Annotated in this window: 11 protein-coding genes and 5 pseudogenes; 6 read left to right on the top strand and 10 right to left on the bottom strand. The window is 70.8% G+C overall.

The annotated features are described in order from the left end of the window. The 4 genes and pseudogenes from CLM62_RS24040 to CLM62_RS24025 form a co-directional block, all read right to left on the bottom strand. A pseudogene (locus CLM62_RS24040) lies at positions 1-290 on the bottom strand (hypothetical protein); the annotation flags it as partial. 46 nt (positions 291-336) lie between these two features. Further along, complete coding sequence (locus tag CLM62_RS24035; protein WP_257004054.1) at positions 337-792, bottom strand: sigma-70 family RNA polymerase sigma factor; 456 nt, start codon at positions 790-792, stop codon at positions 337-339. A 225-nt stretch (positions 793-1,017) separates the two neighbouring features. Continuing rightward, positions 1,018-2,808 (bottom strand): NAD(P)/FAD-dependent oxidoreductase, encoded by a 1,791-nt coding sequence (locus CLM62_RS24030; RefSeq protein ID WP_095751970.1) that lies wholly within the window; start codon positions 2,806-2,808, stop codon positions 1,018-1,020. A 51-nt stretch (positions 2,809-2,859) separates the two neighbouring features. After that, entirely contained in the window at positions 2,860-3,456 is a 597-nt protein-coding gene (locus tag CLM62_RS24025) for a hypothetical protein (RefSeq protein ID WP_095751969.1), read from the bottom strand. 250 nt (positions 3,457-3,706) lie between these two features. On the opposite strand from CLM62_RS24025, the gene CLM62_RS24020 reads away from it, so the two are divergent. Both CLM62_RS24020 and CLM62_RS24015 read left to right on the top strand, forming a co-directional pair. Continuing rightward, entirely contained in the window at positions 3,707-4,213 is a 507-nt protein-coding gene (locus CLM62_RS24020) for an SRPBCC family protein (protein ID WP_373559181.1), read from the top strand. A 120-nt stretch (positions 4,214-4,333) separates the two neighbouring features. Continuing rightward, positions 4,334-4,549, top strand: coding sequence for a hypothetical protein (locus CLM62_RS24015; RefSeq protein ID WP_257004053.1), 216 nt, complete (start codon positions 4,334-4,336; stop codon positions 4,547-4,549). Between the two features lie 48 nt (positions 4,550-4,597). On the opposite strand, the gene CLM62_RS24010 is transcribed toward CLM62_RS24015, so the two are convergent. Further along, positions 4,598-5,428, bottom strand: coding sequence for an alpha/beta fold hydrolase (locus CLM62_RS24010; protein WP_095751968.1), 831 nt, complete (start codon positions 5,426-5,428; stop codon positions 4,598-4,600). A gap of 167 nt (positions 5,429-5,595) precedes the next feature. On the opposite strand from CLM62_RS24010, the gene CLM62_RS24005 reads away from it, so the two are divergent. Together CLM62_RS24005 and CLM62_RS24000 are read left to right on the top strand one after the other, a co-directional pair. Further along, positions 5,596-6,483 carry an RNA polymerase sigma-70 factor gene (locus CLM62_RS24005; RefSeq protein WP_095751967.1) on the top strand — a complete coding sequence of 296 codons (888 nt, stop codon included), beginning with the start codon at positions 5,596-5,598 and terminating at the stop codon, positions 6,481-6,483. 153 nt (positions 6,484-6,636) lie between these two features. Further along, positions 6,637-7,398: a GntR family transcriptional regulator gene (locus tag CLM62_RS24000; RefSeq protein WP_095751966.1), complete on the top strand. Its 762-nt coding sequence runs from the start codon at positions 6,637-6,639 to the stop codon at positions 7,396-7,398. A 46-nt stretch (positions 7,399-7,444) separates the two neighbouring features. Here CLM62_RS24000 and CLM62_RS23995 read toward each other — a convergent pair whose 3' ends face one another. From CLM62_RS23995 to CLM62_RS23985, 3 genes and pseudogenes are all read right to left on the bottom strand, one after another. Continuing rightward, entirely contained in the window at positions 7,445-8,602 is a 1,158-nt protein-coding gene (locus CLM62_RS23995) for an ROK family protein (protein ID WP_095751965.1), read from the bottom strand. Between the two features lie 111 nt (positions 8,603-8,713). Then, a pseudogene (locus CLM62_RS23990) lies at positions 8,714-8,875 on the bottom strand (response regulator transcription factor); the annotation flags it as partial. 49 nt (positions 8,876-8,924) lie between these two features. Beyond that, positions 8,925-9,200 (bottom strand): annotated as a pseudogene (locus CLM62_RS23985) (sensor histidine kinase); the annotation flags it as partial. Between CLM62_RS23985 and CLM62_RS53150 the strand changes: the two are divergent. Beyond that, positions 9,198-9,367: pseudogene (locus tag CLM62_RS53150) on the top strand (ABC transporter permease); the annotation flags it as partial. The pseudogenes CLM62_RS23985 and CLM62_RS53150 overlap by 3 nt on opposite strands. Positions 9,368-9,427: 60 nt before the next feature. After that, a pseudogene (locus tag CLM62_RS53145) lies at positions 9,428-9,783 on the top strand (hypothetical protein). Here the strand turns inward: CLM62_RS53145 and mug are convergent. Together mug and purB are read right to left on the bottom strand one after the other, a co-directional pair. After that, positions 9,732-10,277: a G/U mismatch-specific DNA glycosylase gene (gene mug, locus CLM62_RS23970; protein WP_095751964.1), complete on the bottom strand. Its 546-nt coding sequence runs from the start codon at positions 10,275-10,277 to the stop codon at positions 9,732-9,734. The pseudogene CLM62_RS53145 and the gene mug overlap by 52 nt on opposite strands. Further along, positions 10,274-11,716 carry an adenylosuccinate lyase gene (gene purB, locus CLM62_RS23965; protein ID WP_095751963.1) on the bottom strand — a complete coding sequence of 481 codons (1,443 nt, stop codon included), beginning with the start codon at positions 11,714-11,716 and terminating at the stop codon, positions 10,274-10,276. The genes mug and purB overlap by 4 nt, the downstream gene beginning before the upstream one ends. Positions 11,717-11,731: the final 15 nt, after the last annotated feature.

Below are 11,731 nucleotides of genomic sequence, written 5' to 3'. Positions count from 1 at the left end.
GGGTTGGCCGCGCCCGCGGCGCCGGTGAGCGCCGCCAGAGGATTGGCTCCGGCGCCCGTCAGGGCCGCCAGCGGGTTCACGGCACCCGCCAGCGCCGCCGCCGGATTGACCACCCCGGCCAGGGCGCCGAGCGCGTTGGCCGGCAGACCGGCCAGCGTCTCGACCGGATTCCCGGACGACTTCGGCTTCTCCGGCCGGTTGAGAATGTCGTCGAAGGCCTCCTTGCTGCTGTCGGCCATATTGCCCACGAAGTCCTTGAGGATATCCTGCATGTTCTTGTTGCTGGACATGAACCGGTTTCCTTTCGGTGTGTGCGTGATGTGTGCGGAGCGCCTTTTACGGCTGTCCCACGCGGCCTTCCATGGCTTTTGCGCAAGCCGTTTTCAGGCGCGCCCGGCCTCTGGTGAAAGCGGCCTCGGCCGCCTTGATGGAGATGTTGTGCATGCGGGCGAATTCCGCGGTGGAAATCCCGGCGGCGCGGGCGAGTATCACTTCCTGTTCCCGGCCGCGCAGGTGTTGGACCTGGTCCATGAGCCACCGGCCGAAGTCCTCGTCACAGACGTCCTCCTCGGTGGTCCCGGGGTCGTCCAGGAGTGCCGCGCGCTGTAATAGGCGGCTGCGGCGCTCCATGTCGCGGTAGTAGTCGATGCACAGGCGAAGTGCCACCGAGGTGAGGAAGGAGCCGAGCCGGCTTCTGTCCAACGCGGCGTGCGCGGCCGCTCGTGTCATGGTCTCCTGGACGCAGTCCTCGGCGTCCTGATAACTCGGGAGTCTTCGGCGAACCAGCCGCATGAGGCGGTCCTGGTGCTGGGAAATCTCATCCCAGGAGCATGGGGCGGGCGATGGGCAGGTGGAATGTCGCGCCATATGAATAGCAGCCCGTTGTCTCTCGGATAAGTGGGGGGAACCGGACCGGAATTTATTTCTCGGTCGTACGGTTTTCTTACCCGAGGCGCAGCGGCGGCAAACCGGGATTTCGCCTTTATGGATGGCGCAGGAATGTTTTTCCTTTCGCTGTCATTTCTGCATGTGAAGCTCACCTCCGGGATTCTCCGGGCGGGGCGCCGGCCGCCGTGTCCAGTCGCGGTTCCAGTTGAACCACATGTCCCGCACGGTCTGGTGCACCAGGGACGTGCTGCGCCGCAGCTCGGTGCCGTAGGCCTGCACCGCCTCCTTGCCCACGAGCCGCGCACCGCCGGTGAAGTAGGCGCCCCGGACGTGCCGTGGCGAGCGGTACTTGCCCCACAGCAGGATCTTCATCAGCGGCCAGAGGGTGAACACCCCGGCCGGGCAGCGCTCTTCGGGGTCGAGGGTCCCCCACACGGCCGGGCACAGCTCGCTCTCGCGCAGCAGGTCGTAGATGCGGGTGATCGCCTGCTCTTTCGTCAGCTCTCCCGCGCTGTATGCCAGTACGGCGTCGCGCGCCTGGTCGAAGAGCCGCTCGACCCACGGGTTGTCGACGCCCTGAAGACCCCGGTAGGGAGGCGTCTCCAGCGCGTCGAAGCAGGCCGGATCGCGGGTCTTCTCGAAGGTCACGGCGGCCTGGTTCTGGGCGTTGGTCCCGTAAAGCGTGGTGATGGTCCACACGCGGTTCCAGGCGTTCCACAGGTCGAAATCGTCGAAGGACACATAACTGCAGGACACCAGGTCGTCGTAGAACCGGAACATCCGCTTGATCCAGTGTTCCAGGTAGGAGAACCGGGCGGTGTCGAAGTCGTCCTGCCGTACCGCGTCGATCAGCCGGTGGCTCAGCGCGTTGAGCGCCATCACGGTGACCGCGAGTCCGCTGGAGAACAGGGGGTCGATGAACTCGCCGGCGTGCGGCAGCAGGCACCACCGGTCGCCGACGACCGTCCGCGAGGAGAACTGGGTGCGGTCGGTCGAGACGTACGGCCGTACCGACCGCGCCCGCTCGAACTGCCGGGCCACGCTGGGGAACCGCCGCACATGGCTCCAGAACTCCTCCTCCGCGCAGACCCCCTCGGGGCGCGGATACCGGTCGAGGTCGAGATTGACGCCGACGCTGCACAGTTCACTCGTGCTCGAGGTGTGGTTGTCGAACGGGATCACCCAGAACCAGCCGCCCTGGAAGAGGTGGTGCAGGGTGCCCTGGCTGAACGGGCTCGGCATCTTGTGCTGTTCGCGCGGGGGCGCCACGGTGTCGAAGGGCTTGACGTCCACCATGTGCGTGAAGATGGTCCGCGACCGCGTGCGGTAGGGCGGTTCCTGCCTCAGCCCCAGCCGTTCGGGCAGGACGGCCCGCATTCCTCCGGCGTCGACCAGGTACGACGCCTGGAAGGTGCCCCGTTCCCGCGTGACGAGGGTGACTGAGTCCTCGTCGAACTTCACGTCGTCGACGACGGTGTGGGTGTGGGCGGTCGCGCCGTACGAGACGGCGACGTGGAACATGTAGGCGTCGACGTCCTGCCGGAAGTAGTGGGAGTCGGGGCCCAGTGGCGGCCCCCACGTGGGGTACTGGGTGCATTCCGCGGCGCGGGTGGGCTCCCCCTCGCGGTGGTAGACGAAGCTGAAGTTCCGCTTGATTCCGCTGTTCGACGACACATGGCGGCGCAGCGCCCCGTTGGTCGCCAGGTGCTCGATCTCCGGGACGTCGTAGCGGCGGGCCAGGACCCTCAGGCCGAAGGTGGTCTCGGGGACGGTGGACTCTCCGATGGCGAACCGGGGGTGACCGCTTCCTTCCAGAAGCAGCACGCGCACGCCGTGGCGCGCGAGGATCGCCCCCAGCATCGTCCCTCCGATGCCGCCTCCGACGATGGCGACATCGAAAACACGCTGGTCGTCTTGCATGTCTGCGGTCCTTTCACGACGGGAGGAACGGGTGGCCGGGCGGGCGGGTGTTCAGCGGGCCGGCAGCGCCCGCCGCACCGCACAGGCGGCCACCCGGGCGGAGAACGAGACGGCGAACCAGGGGGTGGGCGCGAGATCAGCCAACCGCCGCCGCTCGCCGGGGACTTGGCGGCCACCGCGCCCGGTGACGTCCAGCCAGGCCCCGAAGTGCAGCAGCCGCGCCTCGGGGCCGGCGTCCCGCGCGGGGACGGCCCGCATGTGCTCGCGGACCGCACGGGTCAACGTCCCGCGCCGCCCGTCATCCACCCCGTGCCCGGCCAGGAAGCAGTCGAGCAACTCGGCCGAACGGCACGGGAATCCACCGAGCACCCGCCCCACGCCCCCGGCCAGCCCGGCGTCGTGGAACACCGCGGCGGCGAGCAGACCGGCCCGGTCGTAGCCGATCCCCCGCACCCGCGCGCGGGCGTCGGCCAGCAGGAACGTCCGCAGCGAGTGCAGCGCGATGCGGGGCGGAAGAACCCGGCCCATCTCCATCAGCGCCGCGTTCACCAGGGGGTCACCCAGCAGCTCCGCCAGCGGAGGCTGGACGAGCAGCGGGCGCCAAGGACCCGACAGCACCCCCGGTGGAACTCCGCGTCTTGCGGCCATGTCCCTGCTCCCCCCACGCATATTCGTCTGGCTTGTTGCGCCTATCTCATCTCTCTTTACGCTCGGGTTTCCGTTTCCCCCTCCGCGTTTCGCCGGTCGCATCGACCTTGGCCGATCTTCGACCCCTCATGACGTCGAACGCGAATACGGAAGAACAAGGCAGGCCCGGGGAAAGGCAGTTGAAACCGGAGATCCTTTTCCTCCGCGCAGCGACGCTTATCGGTCAGTCCGGACGGGCAGCCACCCACCTGTGATCGCCGTACTCAACGTCCATGAACGCTCGCTCCCCGCCCCGCAGGAGGCCGTCGGCGCCCTGATCGACTCGCTGGGCAGTGAGAACGACCGTCTCTGGCCGCCCGATTGGCCTCCCGTCCGCTTCGAACGGCCGCTGGCCGTCGGCGTCCGTGGCGGGCACGGTCCGGTGCGGTACGTGGTGAGCCACTACGTGCCCGGCCACTGGGTGCGCTTCCGTTTCACCGGCCCCCGGGGCTTCAGGGGCTTCCACGAATTCAGCGTCGAGCGCCGCGACCAGGCACGTACCGTCCTGCGCAACACCCTGGTGCTCCGACCGCGAGGGCTGCGCTGGCTGGGCTGGCTGCTGTTCTTCCGCCCCCTGCACAACGCGGCGTTCCAGCACAGCCTGGACTGTGCCGAGCGGGCCCTGACCGGCCGGGTGGCCCGCCCGGTCCGGTGGAGTTGGTACGTACGACTCCTGCGTGCCGCGACCGCCCGACAGGCACCGCGATGGGCCGCGTGACCCCCATCGCCCCTCACGGCAACGCATTCGAAAATGCGAGCCCTATCGACGCGATGGAATGAATTCTTTCCCTCGATCGAGGGATCGTTGTCGCCTTTGGTGGACGCGAGACTCAGCAGCATGAGCTCTCTGAACCCTCGCATTCCCGGAATCAACACGGACGACATCGTCACCGAAGTCACCGAGGCGCCCCACCGCGTGGGCGGACTCGCCCAGGCGGGCACCGCCCAGATCATCGCCACCGTCGACGTGGAGGCGGGAGAGGACGACTGGAACCTCCCGCCGACCGAAGAGCACCCACGCCCCGTCGTGCTCGTGCACGGCACGTTCGGCTGAAGGAGGTCCTCAAAGCTCTCGGCTCCTGAGGCGAGCCAGGCCCTGTCGTCAGCGGCTGCCGTCGAGGATGACGCGCGCGACCAGTGCCGGGTCGTCGTTCATCGGGCAGTGGCCGCAGCCGGGCAGCCGGACCAGCCGCGCCGCGGGGATGATCTGCTTGGCGCGCACGCCCTGGCGCCGCAGGAGCAGCCTGTCCTTCGTGCCCCAGGCGACGGTGACCGGGACGCCGGGGATGTCGTCGGTGAACTGGACGGTGCTGCCGGCCCGGAGGGTCTCGGCGAAGCCCGTGGCCGTCGCCAGCGCGAGCGTCTCCGCGACGACGGCCTCGGGCGAACGGCGGGTCGGGCGGGCGTAGATGGTGCTGGTCAGGGCGACGCGGCCGGCCGCCGTGCGCGCCAGCCGCTCGACCAGCGGGAGCGGCATCCGCTCGGCCATGCGCCGCATCCCGATGAGCACGCCGAAGGCGTAGCGCCGCTCGGCCTGCGACCAGAACCCGGCCGGGGACAGGGCCGTGACCGACCGCACCAGGCTCTCGCGGCCGAGCTCCAGAGCGAGCAGACCGCCGAGCGAGTTGCCCGCCACATGCGGCCGGTCGATCTCCAGCGCCTCGCAGAAGGCGCCGAACACCGTGGTGGTCGTCGGCAGGTCGTACGCGAGGCCCTCGGGCAGGCCCGGGGACACGCCGAACCCGGGGAGATCCACGGCGATCACGTCGCGCTCGGTCGCCAGGATGTCCACTATCGGATCCCAGGCCTGCCGGTGGTGACCTATGCCGTGCAGCAGGAGCAGCGGTTCACCTCTGCCCGCGCGCGTGTAGGAGACGGTGACCGGCTGGGTGCCCCGGGCGGAGGGCACTTTGAAGGAGACGGTGGCGGACATGGGGCTGCTCCTCGACGGGGACTCGTGGACGACGACGGGGACTCATGGACGACTGGACGACCGCGGCGTAGACAGCTTGTCAGCAATTGCTACCGGCGGGTAGCCCCTTGCGTCGGTGCGCGCCATGCCGCCTGGACACGACCGCGTGCGTCGGCTGGGATGGTGCGGTGACCACCGACACCGTGACCGACGTCTTCGAAGAGCACCGACCCGTCCTCCTGGGCGTCGCCTACCGCATGCTCGGACGTGTGGCCGACGCGGAGGACGTGGTGCAGGAGGCCTGGCTGCGCTGGTCGGCAGCCGACCGGAGCGAGGTGCGCGAACCGCGGGGCTATCTGGTCCGCGTCACCACCCGCCTCGCCATCGACCGGCTGCGCCAGGTCAAGGCGCGGGGCGAGACGTACGTCGGCCCGTGGCTGCCCGAGCCGTACGTCACCGACTTCGGGGACACCGTGCCCGACACCGCCGAGCGGGCGGTACTCGCCGACACCGTCTCGCTCGCCGTCCTCGTCGTCCTGGAGTCGCTGTCGCCCCTGGAGCGCGCGGTGTTCGTCCTCAGGGAGGCCTTCGGCTACCCGTACACCGAGATCGCCGCCATGCTGGAGCGCGGTGAGCCTGCCGTGCGCCAGCTCGCCGGGCGGGCCCGCAAGCACGTCGAAGAGCGCCGGCCGCGCTACGAGGTCGACCCCGTCCAGCGCCGCGACCTCACCGAGCGGTTCCTCGCCGCCGCCGGCGGCGGAGACCTCGAAGGACTGATGTCCCTGCTCGCCCCGGACGTCCGCCTCGTCGGCGACAGCGGCGGCAAGTCCAAGGCGCCGCTGCGGGTCCTGGAGACGGCGGACAAGGTGGGCCGCTTCCTCCACGGTGCCGCCCAGAAGGGCGCTGTACCGGACCTGTCCTTCCGCTTCCTGGAGCTCAACGGAGGTCCCGCGCTCCTGGTGCTGTCGGGGGACAAGCCGGACTCCGTCTTCCAGCTGGACGTCCTGGACGGCCGTATCCAGTCCGTCTACATCATCCGCAACCCCGACAAGCTGCGTTCCCTGGCCTCCGTCTGACGTCCGGCCGGCGTTCGCGCCGCTTCCAAGCCCCCCGTCTGATTGGTCTTGACCAAGGGTGGGGGCCGCCCTATGGTCGCAGAGAAGTGCAACAACCTTTAATAAACAAGGGCGCTAAAACGCCGCCGGACCACGGCGATTGCGGAGGACAGGGTGGGGACCACGCAGCTGGAATCGGTGCCGGAACCGAAGTACTGGCATCTCAAGACCGTGCTCAGTGAGGCACTGGACTCCGAGTTCACGGTGGGCGAGATCCTGCCCAACGAGCGCGACCTCGCCGCCCGCTTCGGCGTGGCCCGGGCCACGCTCCGCCAGGCTCTGGAACAGCTCGAACTGGAAGGCAGGCTCCAGCGCCGCCGAGGAGTCGGTACGACCGTCGCCCCGCCCCGCATGGGCGTGTCCGTCGGCACGGAACAGCACGAGTGGCCGGGCGCGGCCGGTGACGACTGGCAGCCCGTCGATTGCACCCTGGAGGTGCCGCCCGCGGCCGTCGCCGCAGCCTTGGAGACCGGCGAAGAGCATCCCGTGCACATCGTGCGCCGCTCCCGTACGACCCACGGCCAGCCCGTCGCCGCCGAGCTGCTCTACATCGCGCGGTCGTCGGTGCCCGAGCTCTCCGCCATAGACGCCCCGTCCGGGGCGGCACGCGCGCGTGCGGTGCTGCGGGAGCTGCAGCGGCTGGAGCTGGAGGGCCAGGAGAGCGCCGTGGAGCTCGGCTCCGCCCGCGCGGACGACGCCAAGCAGCTCGACCGGCTGCCGGGGGCGCCCGTCCTCGTCGTCACCACCCGCTACTTCGCCGAGGGCCGCCTCGCGGCGCTCTCCGTCGCCACGTATCGAGCTGACACGTGTCGGTTGACCTTCGGGGACTCCGGCGGCGTGGAGATCCACTCGGGTCCGCAGCGCCGGGCGTCCTGAGCGACACCTCCGTACGGGCGGCGGGCCTTTTCCGGGCCGCCGCCCGTCAGCGGCGCGCGGTCACCGTGCCCTCCACCGCGAACAGCTGCTCCTCCACATGATCGAGGGCCAGCCGCAGCGCACCCGTCGCGACGGCCGCCTCGCCCAGGAGCGACAGGGCCACCTTCGGGGGCCGCAGACAGTAGCGCGCCAGCTCCCGCCGCAGCGGGTCCAGTACGCCGTCCAGGCCGGCCGCCCAGCCGCCGATGACGACCAGTTCCGGGTCGAGGGCCAGCACGAGCGCCGCCACATCGTGCACCAGCCGCTGGATGAAGCGGTCGACGGCCGCGCGGGCCCGCTGGTCGCCCTCACGTGCCTGCGCGAACACCTTGGCGACCGCCTGCTCGTCCAGCGGATGCAGGGGCTCGTCCGTGGTGGACAGCAGCGTCTCCGGCGTCGCCTCCCGGCCCAGCAGATGCAGCGCGCCGATCTCCCCGGCCGCCCCGCCGTACCCCCGGTGCAGCCGCCCGCCGATCAGCGAACCGGCCCCCGGACTCAGCCCCGCCAGCACGAACACCACGTCGTCCGACTCGGTCGCGGCGCCCTTCCAGTGCTCGGCGACCGCCGCGGCGTTGGCGTCGTTCTCGACCAGGACCGGGCACTTGAAGGAGCGGCTCAGCCGATCGCCAAGGCGCAGCCCCGTCCACTCCGGCAGGGCGGTGCCCAGCCGTACCGTGCCGTGGGCCTCCACGATCCCTGGCGTCGCGACCCCCACGGCCCGCAGGGAGCCGCGCGCGACACCGGCCCGTCGCAGCAGTTCGGCCACCGCGGTGCGCAGCCGCTCCAGGCGCTCGTCCGCCGACGCCGTCTCGTCGACGTCCTTGGTCTGTGCGCCGATCACCCGGCCGTCCAGGTCGGCGAGGAGCACGGCGACGCGGTGCGCCCCGACCTCCACGCCCAGCAGATGACCGGCCTCGGCCCGGAACCGGAACCGCCGCGCGGGCCGCCCCTGCCGCCGCACGACGCTCTCGTCGGCCGCCTTCTCGACGACGTACCCCGCCTCGATCAGCCCTTCCACGACGCCCTCGACCGTCGGCCGGGACAGCCCGGTCACCCGGGTGATCTCGGTCAGCGTCGCGCAGTCCGTGGCACGCAGCGCGTGCAGCACCACCGCGGAGTTGATCCTTCGCAGCAGCGAGGGATCCCCGCCGGTCAGCCGCCCCACCGTCCGTCCTCCCAGCTCGTGCGCGTGTGGGGCGGATCGTACTCGGCGCGGCGGACCCCGGCGAGTGCCGGATCCGAACAGGTCACCGCCCGTCACCGCGCCCCGTACCGGTCAGCCGGGCGCCACGAACCCCGACTCGTACGCCGTGATCACGGCCTGCGTACGATCCCGCGCCCCCAACTTGCCCAGCACGGCGCTGACGTGCGACTTCACCGTCTCGGTCCCGACGATCAGCCGGGCGGCGATCTCCGCGTTCGACAGTCCGCGGGCCAAGCGCGCGGTGCTGCGGTCGGTCGACGAGCCGGCATCCGGCCAGCCTGGATCAGCGCACCGGCAAATCGACATGCACCTGCCAGTCACCCGCGTCCGGTCCGGTCCGCGCACGGCCGCCGAGCAGGGCCGCACGCTCGCGTATGCCGCGCAGACCGCTGCCCCGCCCGGGCCCCGGTATCTCGGCGGTGAGCGGATTGCACACCTCCAGGCCCAGGGCGCGTTCCGCGACCTTCACGCGCACCTGGACGGGGACGGCTCCCGCGTGCCGCAGCACATTGGGCAGCGACTCCTGAAGGATGCGGTAGCCCTCTCGGGAGACCGGGCCGCTGTGCCGCAGCGCGGACGGTGGTTCGCGGCCAAGCCGGCGGCCATGCCGTACCCGCCCTGGTCGTCGGCCTGGTGACCTCCTTCGCCGCCCTTGTCGTGGCCCGGGCGGGACTCGGTGAGGCGGCGAGCGCGCGTGGAGCGTGCGTCGCCGGGACGCCTGAGTGCGATGCCGGGGGTCGGCTGACACCCCGCCAATTGTCGGTGCGGGCGGGTTCACTGGATCTCATGAACATCGCGCGGCACATCGCCCTCATCGACGAGCTGTGCTTCCGCCCTTTTCCCGCGGAGCACGACCCGTCGGACGTCGGCATCGGCGGACCCGGCTACCACGTCGCCGAGTTAGAGGGCAGCCGCGGCTGCGGGGCGGCGACCCCGCGGAGCGCGCGGCGATGGTGAACCAGTACGAGAAGTACCGGGACGCCCAGGAGGCGGAGGGAACCGGCCGCTGTATCGCCGTGGCCGTCGCCGACCGGGACGAGACGGACGAGGTCCAAGGCCGTCGTCACGGAGACCGACCCGGTGTGACCCGTCAGGCCTCCGCCGCCACCCGCAACCGCGCGAACTCCTCCGCCATCGTCTGAGCCGTCCAATGGGCGTTGAGCCCGCTCGGATTGGGCAGCACCCACACGCGCGTGTCCCCGATCGTCCGCTCCTGCGGCCCTACCTGGGCCTTGCGGTCGTCGAAGGCGGCCCGGTAGGCGGTGACGCCCACCACGGCCAGCCAACGGGGCCGCAGCCGAGCCACCTTCACGGCGAGCAGCCGCCCGCCCTCCCGGTACTCCTTTGCGCTCAGCTCGTCCGCCCGCGCGCTCGCCCGCGCCACGACGTTGGTGATGCCGAGCCCGTGCGACAGCAACTCGCGCTGCTCCGAGGGCTTCATGAGCCTCGGCGTGAATCCGGACAGATGCAGCACCGGCCAGAACCGGTTGCCGGGACGGGCGAAGTGATGGCCCGTCGCGGCCGTCATCAAACCGGGGTTGATGCCGCAGAACAGCACACGGAGGCCGTCCGCGACCACGTCCGGCACGAGACGGTCGCGGGCGGCCTCCAACTCCTGCGGGGTGAAGCGGGTCAGAGGATCGCTCCGGGAGCATAGCCCGCGGCCTCGGGGTGCTGCTTCACGATCTCCTCGATCCGGCCGACGACCGAGGCGACCTGGTCGGCGGCGGCACCTGTGAAGGACAGCTTGTCGGCCATCAGCGCGTCCAGCTGGGCCCGGTCGAGCGGGATGCGCTCGTCGGCGGCCAGCTTGTCGAGGAGCTCGTTGCGCTCCGCGCCCCGCTCGCGCATCGCGAGCGCGGAGGCGACGGCGTTCTCCTTGATCGCCTCGTGCGCCAGCTCACGCCCGACGCCCGCGCGCACCGCGCCCATCAGCACCTTGGTCGTGGCGAGGAACGGCAGGTAGCGGTCCAGCTCCCGGGCGACGACCGCCGGGAACGCGCCGAACTCGTCCAGCACCGTCAGGAACGTCTCCAGCAGACCGTCCAGGGCGAAGAACGCGTCGGGAAGGGCCACCCGGCGCACCACCGAACAGGACACATCGCCCTCGTTCCACTGGTCGCCCGCCAGCTCGCCGGTCATCGAGGCGTAGCCGCGCAGGATGACCATCAGGCCGTTGACGCGCTCGCAGGAGCGGGTGTTCATCTTGTGGGGCATCGCGGAGGAGCCGACCTGGCCCGGCTTGAAGCCCTCGGTCACCAGCTCGTGGCCCGCCATCAGCCGGATCGTCTTCGCCAGCGACGACGGCGCCGCCGCCAGCTGCACCAGCGCGGTCACGACCTCGTAGTCCAGCGAGCGCGGGTAGACCTGGCCGACGGAGGTGAACGCCTCCGAGAAGCCCAGGTGCCGCGCGATACGGCCCTCCAGGTCGGCCAGCTTGGCGGCGTCCCCGCCGAGCAGGTCCAGCATGTCCTGCGCCGTGCCGACCGGGCCCTTGATGCCGCGCAGCGGGTAGCGGGCAAGGAGCTCCTCGACCCTTCCGTATGCCACGAGCAGCTCGTCGGCCGCGGTCGCGAAACGCTTGCCGAGGGTGGTGGCCTGCGCGGCCACGTTGTGGGAGCGGCCGGCCATGACCAGCTCCCCGTACTCACCCGCCAGCTTCCCGAGCCGCGCCAGCACGGCGACCGTACGGTCGCGCATCAGCTCCAGGGAGAGCCGGATCTGCAGCTGCTCGACGTTCTCCGTCAGGTCGCGGGACGTCATGCCCTTGTGCACGTGCTCGTGCCCGGCGAGGTCGTTGAACTCCTCGATCCGCGCCTTCACGTCGTGCCGCGTGACCTTCTCGCGCTCGGCGACGGAGACCAGGTCGACCTGGTCGAGGACACGCTCGTAGTCGGCGATCGCCGCGTCCGGCACCTCGATCCCGAGGTCCTTCTGGGCCCGCAGCACGGCGAGCCAGAGCTGCCGCTCCAGCTTCACCTTCTGCTCGGGCGACCAGAGCGTGGCGAGCTCGGCGGAGGCGTAGCGTCCGGCGAGGACGTTCGGGATGCGGGGCTTGGCGGGAGCGGAAGTCACGTGTACGGATTCTAC

The organism is Streptomyces sp. SA15 (assembly GCF_002291145.1).
Lineage (GTDB): Bacteria > Actinomycetota > Actinomycetes > Streptomycetales > Streptomycetaceae > Streptomyces.
This window is presented reverse-complemented; position numbering and strand designations above follow the sequence as displayed.